The sequence below is a fragment of the bacterium genome (assembly GCA_026708055.1).
Classification (GTDB): domain Bacteria; phylum Actinomycetota; class Acidimicrobiia; order Acidimicrobiales; family CATQHL01; genus VXNF01.
This window is the reverse complement of record JAPOVS010000008.1, coordinates 1-14,987: the sequence shown is the minus strand read 5'-3', so window position 1 is coordinate 14,987 and position 14,987 is coordinate 1. Positions and strand designations below refer to the sequence as shown.

At 68.1% G+C, this 14,987-nt stretch carries 7 protein-coding genes and 1 pseudogene; 3 read left to right on the top strand and 5 right to left on the bottom strand.

What is annotated here, in order from left to right; genetic code table 11:
• Positions 1 to 3,540: fibronectin type III domain-containing protein (locus OXG55_00450; GenBank protein MCY4101725.1), on the top strand; the 3,540-nt coding region annotated here is incomplete at its 5' end.
• A gap of 93 nt (positions 3,541 to 3,633) precedes the next feature.
• Here the strand turns inward: OXG55_00450 and OXG55_00445 are convergent.
• Positions 3,634 to 4,017 (bottom strand): annotated as a pseudogene (locus OXG55_00445) (nucleotidyl transferase AbiEii/AbiGii toxin family protein).
• A gap of 49 nt (positions 4,018 to 4,066) precedes the next feature.
• Positions 4,067 to 4,918, bottom strand: coding sequence for a hypothetical protein (locus tag OXG55_00440; GenBank protein ID MCY4101724.1), 852 nt, complete (start codon positions 4,916 to 4,918; stop codon positions 4,067 to 4,069).
• Positions 4,919 to 5,146: 228 nt separating this feature from the next.
• On the opposite strand from OXG55_00440, the gene OXG55_00435 reads away from it, so the two are divergent.
• Positions 5,147 to 5,431, top strand: a complete 285-nt coding sequence (locus OXG55_00435) for a hypothetical protein (protein MCY4101723.1) — start codon at positions 5,147 to 5,149, stop codon at positions 5,429 to 5,431.
• Positions 5,432 to 5,822: 391 nt separating this feature from the next.
• The gene (locus OXG55_00430) at positions 5,823 to 6,086 is read left to right on the top strand and encodes a hypothetical protein (GenBank protein ID MCY4101722.1); all 264 of its coding nucleotides are present in this window, start codon (positions 5,823 to 5,825) and stop codon (positions 6,084 to 6,086) included.
• Positions 6,087 to 6,170: 84 nt separating this feature from the next.
• Here OXG55_00430 and OXG55_00425 read toward each other — a convergent pair whose 3' ends face one another.
• The 3 genes from OXG55_00425 to OXG55_00415 form a co-directional block, all read right to left on the bottom strand.
• Positions 6,171 to 7,406 carry a Fic family protein gene (locus tag OXG55_00425; protein ID MCY4101721.1) on the bottom strand — a complete coding sequence of 412 codons (1,236 nt, stop codon included), beginning with the start codon at positions 7,404 to 7,406 and terminating at the stop codon, positions 6,171 to 6,173.
• A gap of 300 nt (positions 7,407 to 7,706) precedes the next feature.
• Positions 7,707 to 12,782 carry a S8 family serine peptidase gene (locus OXG55_00420; protein ID MCY4101720.1) on the bottom strand — a complete coding sequence of 1,692 codons (5,076 nt, stop codon included), beginning with the start codon at positions 12,780 to 12,782 and terminating at the stop codon, positions 7,707 to 7,709.
• Between the two features lie 659 nt (positions 12,783 to 13,441).
• Complete coding sequence (locus OXG55_00415; protein ID MCY4101719.1) at positions 13,442 to 14,770, bottom strand: hypothetical protein; 1,329 nt, start codon at positions 14,768 to 14,770, stop codon at positions 13,442 to 13,444.
• Positions 14,771 to 14,987: the final 217 nt, after the last annotated feature.

Here is a 14,987-nt window from a genome sequence, read left to right as displayed (position 1 = left end):
AACGAGGCGATGGGCTACTTCTTGGCCCTCAACCGCCAGACCGAGTTCCCGATCTCTGTGCATCGGCTCCGCACCGATCCGGCCATGAACGATGTGAAGACCTACCCCGCGGTGGACCAGACCACCGCCAACGCGGCAGAGGAGAGAGCGCTCGAGGCGAAGCTGCGCAGGGCCCGCTACATCCCGCTGGGCGACAGCCTGGACGACTACCGGGGCATCGTGCTGGAGCTGCCCGAGGGGTTCCCGCTGACCGGCGACTGGATCGACCTCGGCGCCGGCATCGAGGTGGTCGATCTGCGCGCCGAGGTGCCGTCCGCCACCGCGCAACCCCTCGGGTCGAGCAGCGCGCCCGACAGCCTGGCGGGGGACATCCTCTACGCCAACGACGGCGCGCCCGCCGACGACCGCATCAACATGCTGGTCGTCTCCGACATCACCGAGACCAGCATCGCCGTTGCCTGGAACGAGGCCGACGGCGCCGACGGCTACGAACTGCGCTGGCACGCCGGCGGCCAAACGCAGCCGCAGACACAGCGCCGCAGCGGCACCTCGCACACCATCACCGGCCTCACCGCCGGCACGGCCTACCAGATCCGGGTCATGGTCATCAAACAGGGCAGCGCGGTCGCGGCCAAGTCCAGCCACACCATCACCGTCACCACCGCCGGCACCCGATCCCAGCAGCCGCCGGCGACCCCCGAGGTCAGCGTGACCGCCGCAGCGGGCATCACCGAGGGCGGCACAGCGAGCTTCACCGTCACCGCCCGCCCCGCGCCCGCCGCCCCGCTCGCGGTCAGCGTGAGCGTCACCCAGACCGGCGACTACGCAGCATCGGGCACGACCGGCACGAAGACCGTCACCGTCCCCACCACAGGCAGCGCCGCCCACACCGTGGCCACCGTCGACGACAGCGCCGACGAGCCGCACGGCTCGGTCACCCTCACCGTGAACGCAGCAAGCGGCTACACCGTGTCCGGCACCCAGGGCGCCGCAACGGTCGCAGTCTCAGATGACGACGGCCCACCGCCCACCCCCGCGGCGACGCCGGAGGTCAGCGTCAGCGTCGGCGCTGGCGTCACCGAGGGCGGCACAGCGACGTTCACCGTGAGCGCCAGCCCCGCGCCCACAGCCCCGCTCGCGGTGAGCGTGACGGTGATCGAAAGCGGCGAGTTCGGCGCGGCGACCGGCGCCAAGACGATCACGATCCCCACCAGCGGCTCGGTCGCGCACGCGGTCGCGACGGCCGACGACGGCGCGGATGAGCCCGACGGCTCGATCACGCTGTCGCTGAACCGCGGCAGCGGCTATGCGGTGTCGCCGAGCCGGCCCGCGGCGACGCTGGTGGTCGCCGATGACGACGACCCGCCGGAGACGCCGGCGAAGGTGTGCAAGACCGCCGACACAGCCCTGCTGGCCGAGGTCAAGGCCAAGACCACCGATCCGTGGGGCGGGGCCCGCCCCGACCTGGTCGACACGTTCACCCGCGCCCACGACACCATGGCAGGCACCGACGACTACACCGTCGCCGACCTCAAGGCCCGGGCGGACCGCCAGACGCCGAACTGGCAGGGCGACGGCCCCAACGCGCTCTGGCAGAGCATCTACGCCGAGCTCGACCGCCTCGAAGCCTGCCGCGGCAACACCGGAACCCCCGGCACGCCCAAGACCGCAGCACCCCAGATCAGCGTCACCGCCGCCGCGGGCGTCACCGAGGGCAGCCCGGCATCGTTCACCGTCACCGCCGCCCCGCCGCCCGCAGCGCCGCTGGCGGTGGTCGTCACCGTCACCCGGACCGGCGACTTCGGCGCCGCCATCGGCGCCCGCACCGTCGCCATCCCCACCACCGGCACAGCCAAGGCCACCGTCGCCACCATCGGCGACGACACCGCAGAGGCCGACGGCACAATCACCGCCACCCTCAACCCCGGCAGCGGCTACACCGTCTCGGGCGCCCAGAGCGCAGCCACCGTCGCCGTCGCCGACGACGACACCCCCACCCCAACCCCCCCAACCCCCCCAACCCCCCCGCCGCCCCCGCCCCCGCCCCCGCCGCCTCCGCCCCCACCCCCGCCGCCGCCCCCGCCCCCCCCGCCTCCTGCGACGCCGGAGATCAGCGTGACCGCGGGCAGCGGGATCACCGAGGGCACCCCGGCGAGCTTCACCGTCACCGCCGCCCCCGCGCCCGCATCTGCCCTCACCGTGACGGTGGCCGTCGCCCAGACCGGCGACTTCGGCGCCTCGACCGGCACCAAGACCGTCGTCATCCCCACCGGCGGCAGCAAGACCTTCACCGTCGCCACCGCCGGCGACAGCACCGACGAGCCCGACGGCTCGATCACCGCCACCGTCAACGCCGGCAGCGGCTACACCGTGTCGGCCACCCAGGGCACAGCCGCGGTCGCCGTCGCCGACGACGACGACCCGCCGCCCCCGCCGCCTCCTGCGACGCCGGAGGTCAGCGTGACCGCGGGCAGCGGGATCACCGAGGGCGGTTCTGCGGTGTTCACCGTCACCGCCGCCCCCGCGCCCGCATCTGCCCTCACCGTGACGGTGGCCGTCGCCCAGACCGGCGACTTCGGCGCCTCGACCGGCACCAAGACCGTCGTCATCCCCACCGGCGGCAGCAAGACCTTCACCGTCGCCACCGCCGGCGACAGCACCGACGAGCCCGACGGGTCGGTCACCGCCACCGTCAACCTCGGAACCGGCTACACCGTCTCCTCGTCGCAGGAAACTGCAACAGTCGATGTGGCCGACGACGACGCCACTTCGGTGACGCTGGCGGCCGCGGCCGGCAGCGCTATCGCCGAGGACGGCGGCACCCGCGAGATCACCGTGACGCTGGGCCGGGCGCTCGCGTCAGGCGAGACCCTCACCGCGCCGCTGGCGATCTCGGGCGCCACAGCCGGCACCCACTACACGCTGGCCCTCAAGCAGGGCCAGGGTCTCAACGGCCACGTAACGCTGGCCACCGCAGACCCCCACAGCGCCCAGAACCCCGCCGTCGTGTTCGCCGCCGGCGCGCAACAGGCCACCCTGGTGCTGACCGCGGCGCCCAACGACGACACCGACGAGCGCACCGTGCGAGTCGCGTTCGGCTCAGGCCGGCGCGCCCCCGCTGGCCAGGGCCTGTCAGGCGGCATCACCGCTACCGGCGGCCCGGTCGACACCGCCATCACCAACGACGACCAGCCCCCGCCGCCCGCGGAACGCCAGATCAAAATCGCCGACGCCGCCGCCGCCGAGGGCGGCAGGCTGCGGTTCGCCGTCACCCTCACCGAGACGTTCTGGCGCACCATCACCGTCGACTACGAGGTCCGCGGCATAACCGCCGAACAGGGCGTCGACTGGCACATACCCCGCGCCACCGGCACAGTCAGCTTCCGGGGCGGCCAGACCTACCAGGAAATCAGCGTCCTCGCCCTGCCCGACAACCGCGCAGAAGGCGACGAAACCCTCCAGATCACCCTGTCCAACCCCCGAGGCCCCGCCACCCTCGCCAACACCACCGCCACCGGCACCATCAAAAACACCAACTGATGCCAACCCCTGCGTCTCCCGACCCGCAGCACCCGGCCGCTGACCCTCAGATCACGCCCGATACGCAAAATTCCTGACAGACCCCGGTTGTTTTCAGGAGTCGAGGGAGCGGGCGGCGTTGAGCGCGTCGGCGAACGCCGGTCGGGGTCCGTACACCATTGCCAGCATTTCGTCGTAGCCCTGTTCGAGGGCTTCGCAGGCTTTCGTGCCGGGAGTGAAGGCAGGGCTGGCCGCGTAGCCGGTTTCAGGACGGGGGCTGATGCCGGGGATACGTGTGGTCGCGGAGGTGTGGGCGGCGGTGTCGGCGACTGTGGCGCGCACCGCGGCGGCCAGATCGGGGTCGTCGGCGATCTGGGCGAGGTCGTAGAGGTCGCGTCCCCGGCGGCGAAGTTTGTCGTGGTCGCCTTTGTCTGCGGCCGAGTGGAGGGCGCTGAGCTTGTTGGCGGCGGTGATCTGAGGCCAGATGGCCGGGACGGTGAAGCCGCCGAGCTCCGGGTATGCGGCGGCGCGGCGTTAGTTGCGCCGGTTATGCGGGGACGGCCATGCGGAGGGGCCGGTTGTGCCAGTCCGGTCCGGCATGGTGGTCCCAGGCGATCAGCTCCGGCAGCCGGTCGGGCAGCTCGGCGGCGCGGTCGCGCAGCCGGCGGGGCGCGGAGCATTCCCCTGCTGCTGCTTCGGCGACAGCGGACGGGCGGATCGACGCGTCGGTGCCGAGCCGCCGTATGGCAGAGCCGTCCGAGAGGCGGCCGATAGCGTCGTCCCAGGCGGCTTGGCCCCAGTCTTCGACCTGGCAGGCTTCGCCGTTCTCATCGAAAGTCCAGCCGTCCCAGCGCGGCTCGGCCCGATCTGAGTACAGCACACCCTCAAGCAGCGTGACCTCAGCCCAGGTGAGGTCACCGCGCAGCGGATTGCTGCGCCCGGTGAACCTGACGAAGGGGTGGGCGGATGCCGGCGGTCGGCCCAAAGCGCAGATGTGGACTTTCGCCGGCCACTGGGTCGTCCACCCGAGGCGGTGGATGGCTGTCGGCCCGGCGAAACCGGCGCCGTCGCCGGCGTAGACCATGGCGATCCGCTCGTGGGGCGCTGCATTCGTGTTCGGCTCCGACCAGCCCCGCCAGTAGAAGCCCTTGAAGATGCGCTCGATCTCGGGGTGCTCGCCGACCATGTCGTGGAGGATGCGGGCCGCCTGGCGGGGTTCGGCGGGAACGTCGCTGATGCGGAACATGGTGTCGTCGGGTAGGTCGAGCACCCATCGGCGCACCGTGTCGGATATCGACCCGGGTCTGGTTGTGCGCGGCGGGCCGGGCGCGCCGACGCCGAACGGGCGCGCCGACGCCGGGCTGTCGCTGGCTGTCGTCTCCGCTGGGGTTTTGCTCACGCCCGAATCATACCGGGTTGCCACGACATTATTCCATTGAGGTTGGGCGCGGCTCCCTATCGAGCAGATGGGCGGGCTGCGGACCTTACGGCGGCGCGCTCGCCGGGATGGCCGGGCTGCGGGTTCGGCGTGCAGGTCCGGCAGCAGCTCGCCGACGCGGCTGGAGTTTCCCGCCGCTGGGTCAGCTTATGCGAGAAGGGCCACCCCGGCGCTGAGATCGGCAACCTGATGAGAGTCGCCCGCGCCTTGGGCATGGCCGTCCGCTTCGAGCCCGCCCCCGGCCCCGACGAGGCCTATGTGTCCGAATCAGCATTGGCTCGGATCGCCGCCTCGCACCACATTGAGGAGCGCTCAGAGCGGCCCAACCTCATCTTGAGGGTCATAGCCGACGCCGACTGGCCGTTCCCCGACGGCGCAGGAGCAGCACCTCTCGCCGTCGCCGCCGTCGACCTGCTCGAGTCCGACGACGAACGCGCCCGCCGCGCCGGCGCTGAGATACTCGGTCGGCTATGAGCCGCCGGCCCGTCGTCGACCGCCCGGCGGTTGAGCTGCCCGCATATCCCGGCAGTGCTCCGATATGGGACGCTCTGCTGGATTTGGCAGGCGACCGCTCCCAGCCCGAATGGACGCTCATCGGCGGGCAGATGGTGATGCTCCACGCTGCGGAGCATGGCCGCCGGTCCTGCCTGGCGGGCTTGGGCGAGCGGGGCGATGTCGTCGCATACTGCTTGGACGAAGGGGCGTTCCGATGCATATGCCGGCGACGCGGCGAACACCCGGTCGCAGATTGCGAGCAGGTCTGCCGATGAGACGGCTCCGAGCTCGTCGGCGAGTGTTACGAGGTCGGCGACGTCCTGGCTGCGGCCGGCGGCGGCCGCGTCTGGCGGCTGACGCCGGCGTCTCGATGTCGACGTTCTGGCGCACCATCACCGTCGACTACGAGGTCCGCGGCATAACCGCCGAACAGGGCGTCGACTGGCACATACCCCGCGCCACCGGCACAGTCAGCTTCCGGGGCGGCCAGACCTACCAGGAAATCAGCGTCCTCGCCCTGCCCGACAACCGCGCAGAAGGCGACGAAACCCTCCAGATCACCCTGTCCAACCCCCGAGGCCCCGCCACCCTCGCCAACACCACCGCCACCGGCACCATCAAAAACACCAACTGATGCCAACCCCTGCGTCTCCCGACCCGCAGCACCCGGCCGCTGACCCTCAGATCACGCCCGATACGCAAAATTCCTGACAGACCCCTAGGTGTAGCGGTGGGGGGGCGCGTGGCCTGTCATCTGGATGCACTGGACTTTGCTGCGCTCTCCGATATGGGAGCACCGGCTCCGCGGCGCCGGCAGTTGCAGGTTTGCGGCGTCTTTGTCGGTGGCGAGACGCCATTGGACGGCGAGGTCGGCTGCTGAGAGCCCTAGTCCTGTTTGGTGCGAGTGCCAGCAGATCTGCAAGAGTTTCTGGCGGTGGTCGACGACGTGTAGCAGCTCGGGTATTTCGAACACTCTGCGTCCTGTGTCCTCGTCCTTTGATTCGGTCACTGTTCCTGCTGAGACAAGGGTGCGGAGGCCCCGCCTCACCGAGTGGGGGCTGCGGCCGGTCGCGTCGGCGAGGTAGGCGATGCTTGCGGCTGGCATGGTGGCCATCGCTTCTAGGATGGCCGCTGCCGCCGAGTGCGATCTCAGGCCCAGGCTGTCCCAGTTGGCCAGCATGTCCGCTATGGCGCAGCCGACGGCTTCGGCGTAGTCGCAGGCTACGGCGGCCGCGTCGGCGATGAATGAGATCGATGCCTCTGCGCAGGCGTCGCGCACCTCGCTGTCGCTGTCGCCCGTGTAGGTCTGGTAGGGCCGCAGTGCTGTGAAGTAGTCCTGCTTGTGCTCGGCGATGGCGGCCGAGACCGGCACGGGCGTCGATGTCGGCCAGTTGCGTTGCAGCACGCAGTGGATCAGCGCCCTGCCGACGCGGCCGTTCCCGTCGGGGTATGGGTGGATCGTCTCGAACTGAAGGTGGGCGATTGCGGCTTTGGCCAGGGGATGCTCGAGGTCGTTTGACGACACGTAGTCCATCAAGTCCTCGCAGAGAGCGGGCACATGTTCTGCCGGCGGCGCGACGTACAGCGCTTCGGCCGGTGCGGTCCCGGGCGGTCCGATCCAGATGTCGTCGCTGCGCAGTTCTCCCGGCTTGAACAACACGGTGGTGCCGTCGAATAGCTGCTTGTGCATCTCGCCCAGGTCGGAGACGCGCACAGGGCCTGTTGTTTTGCGTCCGATTGCGACAGCGCAGGCGGCGAGCCGGACCGCTCCGAGGGCCTGCCTGTCGCGCTTTTGGCGGTCGGGGTCGCGTTCGGCTCGCAGAGATTCGAGCAGGCTCAAAGACCGCAGCGTCGTGGAGACTCCTTCCACGTCGCTGGTCGCGATTCCCTCTGAGCGGTTCAGGCACCACACCAGGGCGGGATGCTGGGGCAGGCTGGCCGCCAGTGCGGCCATCCGGTCGCCGGCGGCCTTTACCCGCTGCGCCGCCTTCTCGCTCAACTTCGGGCGCCAGCCGGCGATTCTGTGAGGCACCAGCGCTCTGTACGGCTCAGGGCCTAGAACACCGTCGTGGACGCGGTCGACGTACCTACCCACATCTCCCAAACTAACCGTCGAATTGCATAAACGGGCACTTCTTCTCCGAAAGTGGCCGCCTTATTGCATCAGCGGCCGCTTCCAAGCCTGCCGCACACACCTCGACATCCGTCCCGGCGCGGACGCGGTGAGCCCGTAAGCCGCCGGTCGCTGCCGGTGTCAGTCGTTGTCTTTGATGGTGATGGTGGCGGTGCCGCGGCTGATGGGGGCGCCGTTGTTGTCGGTGAGGAAGGCTTGGAAGGTTTCGTCGCCCTCGGCAGCGCTGTCGTCGAGGATCGGTATGTAGATGTAGCGGTACAGCAGTCGGCCGCCCGCGGCGAACCTCAGCGTGCGGCTGCCCGCGGGAATGCCCCGGTAGTCGGCGCCGTTGCGGGCGGTGCCGTCGCGTGTGGCCACCCGCACGGTGACGGTCTGGTCGGGGGTCTCGCTGAGATACACCATGAACCGCACATAGCGGCCGCTCTCGCTCACCTCCACGTCGCGCACCGACAGGTTCGCCCCCACAGGAGGAGGCGGCGGCGGGGGCTGGGGCGGGTCGTCGTTTGCGATCGAGGTGTTCACCGGCCCGCCCGAAGCGGCGACGCCGCCCGACAGGCCCCGGCTTGTGGGGGCTCGCTGGCCTGTGGCGAACGCGATCCGCACGGTGCGCTCGTCGGTGTCGTCGTTGGGCGCCGCGGTGAGGACCAGCGTCGCCTTCTGCGCTCCCGCGCTGAACGCCACAGCAGGGTTCTGAGCGCTGTGCGGACCAGCAGTGAGCAGCGTGACATGGCCGTTGAGACCCTGGCCCTGCTTGAGCGCAAGCCCGTAATGATCGCCCGCTGTGGCGCCCGACACGACCAACGGCGCGGTCACGGTCTCGCCCGCAGCCAGCACCCGCCCCAAAGTCACGGTTATCTCGCGTGTGCCGCCGTCCTCCGCTACAGAGCCGCCCGCGGCTGCTGCCAGCACCACAGAAGTAGCGTCATCGTCGGCAACTTGAACCACAGCGGTGCCCTGTGTGCCCGACACTGTGTAACCGCTGCCGGTGCTGACTGTCACCGACACCGACCCGTCAGGCTCATCGACGTTGTCGCCCGTTGTGGATATCGACAACTGCGCCGAACCAGTGGTGGGCACAACCACCGTCCTCGAACCCGTTGTCACGCCGAAGTCGCCGGACTGGGCGGCCGTGACTGTCACGCTCAACGCCGAAGACGGAGCCGGGGCAGCTGTGACCGTGAAACTCGCCGTGCCGGTCTCAGTGATCGCGTTGCCTGCGGTGACGCTCACCTCCGGCACCACCACAGGCGGCGGCGGAGGGGGCGGAGGGGGCGGAGGTGGCGGCGGTGGCGGCGGTGGCGGCGGCGGCGGAGGAGGAGGAGGGGGCGGAGGGGGCGGAGGGGGCGGCGTGTCTGTTTTCGCGGGTGCGGCACGGCAGGCTTGGAGACGGTCCAACTCGGCGTAGATCTTCTGCCACAACTCGTTCGGGCCCGCGCCCTGCCAGTTCGACTGCTGACGATCCGGACGCGCCTTCAAATCGGCCACCGTGTAATCATCGGTGCCAAGCATTGTGTTGTGCGAACGGGTGAACGTCTCCACCAGGTCAGGACGCGCTCCGCCCCACGGATCGGCTGTCTTGGCCGCCACACGCGCCAACAACGCCGTATCGGTGGTCTTGCACGCCTTCGCCTGCTTCTGCGGCGGATCGTCGTCATCGGCCACCGCCACCGACGCGCTGCCCTGAGTGGGGGAGATCGTGTAGCCGCTGCCCGCGCCGACGGTGACGGTCACCGACCCGTCAGCCTCATCGGCGCTGTCGTTCACCGTGGCCACAGTGAACTGCGCCGAACCCGATGTCGGCACCGTCACCGTCTTGGATCCGGTAGCCCCAGCAGCGGCATAGTCACCCGTCTGGGCGACAGTCACCGACACCGCCAGAGGCGAAGCAGGCGCGGGACTAGCCGTCACAGTGAACGACGCCGAACCGCCTTCAGTCACCCCGGCACCCGCGGTCACGCTCACGACAGGGTCAGACGACGCCGAGTCGTCGTCGGACACGACCAACGACGCCTCGGCACGCGCGTTGTCAAGTGCGTATCCCTGGCCGGCCACGAGAGTCAGCGTGAGCAACGCGCTGTCCTCGTCCTCATCGTCGTCGACGGTGGGCACGGCGTACTGCACGGAGCCGCTTGCGGGCAAGGTGATCCTCTTCACCCCTGTCGAGTGCTCGGGAGCGAAATGGCCGGCCTGGGTGACCCTGAACACTACCTCCGGCGGTGTCGGGGGCAGAGGGCTGACGCTGACGGTGAATACCGCGTCGTCTCCCTCGGTTACACCCGGCCCTGCGGTCACGCCGACCCGGGGCTCCGGCGCGTTCTCCGGCGACGAGACGGCCACATTCAACGACAGGCCCCCAGCCCTGGGCCCCCACGCCTCGATCGTGTAGTCGCCGGCAGGCAGGATTCTGTTGATCCTGGAGTCCATCGGACTCCCCAGGGGGACAGGGGAATCGTCGTTGTCCTCGATAATCCGGCCGTTGCGCGATCTGTGCCCCTCCCGCAGATACAGCCAGGGATCCCAACCGTCATCGCTGGCCAAGTCAATGGTGACATGGGTAGCGCTGTCCAAAGTGAAGCCGAAGAACTCGGCATGCCCCGTCGACTGGGCTTGCGAGGTACACCCGGCCGCCCAGGAATCGCTGACGCTCGCCGGCACGTCGATGCTGTTGATGCAAGAACTCGCGTCGCCCGGGTCGTTGTCCGACACCACCACCGATGCGGACGGCACCGTCTGGGAGACCCTGTAGCCCGGCTGGGTCACTATGGCCGCGGTGATTGAAGCGTCTGACTCGTCGACGGCGTCGTCGAGGGTGCCGACGGTGTAATGGGCCGTGCCGCTGGTCGGGACGCGCACAGTCTGATCGCCGAGATCGGCCTTGTCGGCATAGTCGCGCACCTGCGACACGGTCAGCGGGACCGACAACTCCGATGCGGGCGCCGGTTCGACGGTGACGGTGAACGTCGCGTCGGCGCCCTCGGTCACACCCGGTCCCGCGGTGATCGACACGACCGGTTCGTTGTCCGCCACAGCCACCGAGGCGACATTTTGGGAGGTGGAGATGGCGTAGCCGTCGCTTGAGCGCAAAGCGACGGTCACAGCACCGTCGGCCTCACCGTGACTGTCGTCGACAGTGGCGACCGTGTGCTGCACTGACCCGCTCGTCGGAATGCTCACACTCATCGGACCGATTGAGCGGCCCTTGGCGAAATAGCCCTGTTGAGACACATCGAACGAGACGGTCAACGGTGCCGACGGCAGCGGATCGGCCTGGATCGTGAACCTCGCGCTCCCGCCCTCGACGATGTCGGTGCCGGCGGTGACGCTGACCACCGTTCCCGACAGCTTTGCAGTCGACGGTGCCGGCAGGCCCGTCAGCGTCAACTCGAACGGGCCCGTCTGGCGTGAAGAATAAGTCGTCGCCTCGATCGTGTAGTCGCCGGATGACAGGGTCTCACTGATACGCGCGTTGAGTCCCGGCCCGTTGTCATCGTCGGCGTGGATGTAGGTGCCGGACTCCTTCCCCGCTCCGCGTCGCAGAACGAGATAGTTGTCGACGACGGACCTCAAATCGATCACTACGTCGCTCTCGGAGTCCAAACTGAAGTTGTAGTAACGGCTGTATCTGTAGAGGCGCAAGTCGGAGGTGCAACTGTCGGTCCACTCCCCGGCCAAGGTCCCGTCTCCGACGATGTCTGTGATGCAGGACGGCGGATCACCAGCCTGAGCATTCTGGATCGGCACCTTGGCGTAACCATGCCCCCAGACGTTGTCCGGACCTCTGTCGCCGCGGTCCGCGGCGTTGGACCTCAAATATTCGGTCGTCTGAGCCGGGGTGAATCCAGGGTTTCGCTGGATGACCAGAGCTGCCAGACCCGCTGCGTGCGGCGCCGCCTGTGAAGTGCCGCAAAAGCCTCCTGTGCTCGAAGCGGCGCAGTCGACCGCGATGATGTCTGGCTTGGTGCGCCCGTCCGGGGTGGGGCCGCGGGCGCTGTAAGACTGCACATGCTGCCTGATGTGCCACCGCGTCGCGCCGATGGCCATCACACCCGGGCTCGCGCTGTCGGCGGGAGAGGAGATCGAGGAACGCGAGACGGAGTGCTCGATCCGGGTCAGATACCGGTTCCAGACCCGAAGCTGTAGCCACGACGGCACCGCGCTGCCGGTCTTCTTCTCGACGACCACGGCGTACTGCCCGGCTTTGGCCGCTTTGAGCAGCACCAGCTCAACGGGATAATCGTTCGATCCGCCGTCCTGCGTGTCGGCGCTTGCGGCCACCGGGGTCCAGGAGGATGAGCTGTCGGGGCGATACAGCAAGTCCAAGTCCAGGTCCTTGGCCGCCCCTCCCCAGGTGTCGTCCCAGCGGATGAACGCAACGAGACGGCTCGAGGCGGGCACGGTGAACGTGTTCGTCTCGTCGATGCTCGAGCCCTGCCCCGCCCATTCATGGAGATCGTCGTTGTCGCTGTCTGCGAACTGGCCGTACCAAGAGGTCATAGCGCCGTTTCCGGCTGCGTTGACCCACACGATTCCGTTGTCGGAGGCCCACTTCACGGTGTTCAACGGACTCGGGTTGATGGGAGAGGTGCCGTCGGCATCGCCGTGGAACGACCAGCCGATCGAGTATGCGATCACCTGCACGCCCTGGTCCTTCATCCACTCGACGGCACTGTGGGTGTCGGCGTACGTGCTCGGGTTCGAGATGTACAGGTCTGCGTCGGGCGCCATGTCCATCAGCGTCTCGGCGACCGAGGTGCCGTGGCTGTCGCCGAACTTGTTGCCGTCGCAATTGGCCAGATCGTTCGTCGGCTTGCCCACGCCGGTATAGCAGCGCCCGACCACCGTCGCGGGAATGTCCGTGCCCATCATCTGGCGCAACCCGGTGAACCCGTCGCGCGTGTCGTGGTGTTTCGGCGTGTCCAGCACGCCGACTTTGACACCCTTGCCTGTGAATCCGTCGGCGTGCCAGAAGCTGGCCAAGTGCCTCGCCACCCCCTGACTGACATAGCGACCGCGTTGTTTCATCGGCTCGGGTGCTTCGCGGACACGGGCGACTCCGGCCTGAGCAGCCAGCGGCGCCAACAGCTCAGGCGGCACGAACACCTCCAGATAGCCGGGAAGCTCATTCGCCGGCGCCGCTCCGCAGCCGGTGAGGAAATCCACCACCTCTTGCTGGTTGCGGTCCAGCTGAACCGTCACCAGCAACGGCTCGTTCGAAGTCGAGTTGGTGTTCCCGGGCAGAACGGGCGCCGTCGCTCCTGCACCGGATGCACCGGCACCGGACGCGCCGGTGCCAGATGCGCCGCAGGCGTCGGCAGCCGTATACCTGCTGGCTGCAGCCAACTCACTGAGCTGCGACCCCAGATTCGGGTAAGCCTGACCCGGTTCGAGGACCTCGTCTAAGTCGGGCAGCAAACCCTCTCCGGGAAGCTGTTGTGGCGTATCGGACCCGTCGCCAAATTGAGCCGCAGCGCCCGCAGACGCCAGTGTTGCTGCCGCCACCGCTACGGCCAACCCCAGAGCGGTCCCTCTAACCCGGTGACCGATACCCATGGAGCGCATACTCTAGACAATCTACGGGAGGGTGTCCCTGCCGAACATGTCCCTATCGACGGTGAATTCTTGGCCGGCGCAGTAGCTGCTGGCGTCTGAAGCCAGGAAGAGCACCACGCGGCCATCGGCACCATCAAAACACCAACTGACCCGGCTGGAACCGCCCCGCCGCGTCCTCTAGCCGGGCCTGGGTCCAGCCTCGCTGGCAGCCGCGGTTCTAGACAACGCGGCCTGCGGGCCGAATGGCCCGGCCGCCTTCCGCTGTTGTCTTGGGAACCGCGGGCAGCAGCGGAATGTGGGCGGCGCTATTTCGAGCGGCAGCCTCCGCTGTGGTCTGCCGCCAACACGCAGTGCGCCTTTTTGCGGGGCATCCACTTCCTGCAACGGTCGGCGCCTTTGGAATGCGGGCGGGCGGATAGCGTTGGAGCGACGTTGATTGGCTGCGATCCGCCAGTGCCCTCCAGGTGTCCGCCTAGCTCTTGGATGACTATTCGCTCAGGCACTAACTCAGTCAACGTGACAACGCCGCCATCGCTGTGCAGGTAGCCCGACATGGTGAGCCGCCGGCCGATCCCCCGCGCCGTGTCTACGTTCTGGCGGGACCGGGCGGCAATGTCGGCGACTGTGCTCACCCCTCCCAAGTCGACAAGTCCTTTCAGGAATTGCCGTTCAGATTCAGACAGGTCGTAGAAGGCGGGCTCGCTGACCTTCTCGTCGAAGCTCTTTTGCGCGAATTCCACTGCCCTGCTGACCGCTTGGGCGTCGATGGCCTTCTCGGGGGCGTTGGCGACAGTCCAAGCCGTATGCCCGACTAGCTGGAGCTTGTATGGCAGCGTTCCGATGCTCTCTACAGCTAGACGAAGCGCGTCGTCGGTTATCTCACCGCCGAAATCCTGTATTGGGTGAAGCAGTCCTTTGGCCACGTCAGCCTCGGTCAAGGGAGGCATGTCGTATTGCTCGCACCTTCGGAAGAAGGTCATTTTCTTGTCTTGCAGCACCGTATATTTCATCTCGGACAGGCCAGCTCCCACGAAGGCCAGGGGCAGCTCGCTTCGCTTCGTGATGTGTTGCAGGTCGTTTGAGAGCCTTCGTCCCTCCTCCCTGTCGATGGCATGCAGTTCGTCCACTGTCAGCAGCGCCGACGTGTTGTGCCTTTGCGCTTGCTCGGCGAGATATGTCAACTGCCGCCGCAGTCCCATGGCCCTGCCGGCCGAGCGCGACTCCGTCTCCGCTACTCCCCCCTTGAATCCGCCTATGTCGACGCCCTTGGTCCGCTCGACGGTTCTCTCTCCGCCCAATTTGCCCAGATCCATCTCGGGGTACCTTTCGGGCAGCGCGCCGAGCTCGTCTTGTATCCGCTCCAAGATGCCCTTGCTGCTGGCATCTAGGGACAAGATCATCCAGCCGTCTGATGCCGCCCGATCCTCCAACTCGGTAACGGCGACGGTCTTGCCCGACCCGCGCACGCCCATGAAGATGCTGGTGTAGCGTATGTCCCTGGGGCCGGTGACCAGCCCCGAACCGATCTCGGCCAGCAAGTCGTCTCGGCCAACCAGCATCGAGGGGAGCTGCCCGAATCCCGGGGAGAAGGGATTGGGAGCCGGCTTGCCTAGTGCGGATGTGGCTTCGCCCATGCCACCAGAATACGCCACCAGCTAACGGAGATCGCACCAGCTAACGGAAATCGCACTAGCTAACGGAGATCGCACTAGGCCAACACAACCAGCCCAGGGCCGCCACACCGCGATTCGCGGTGGGTGTGTGGGGTGACTTGAATTCGGGGGGGGGGGGGGGTTAGTGTTTTGGGTTGCTGGGCCGGGTTTTGGGCGGGTCTGGTTTGTTGTCGGTTGC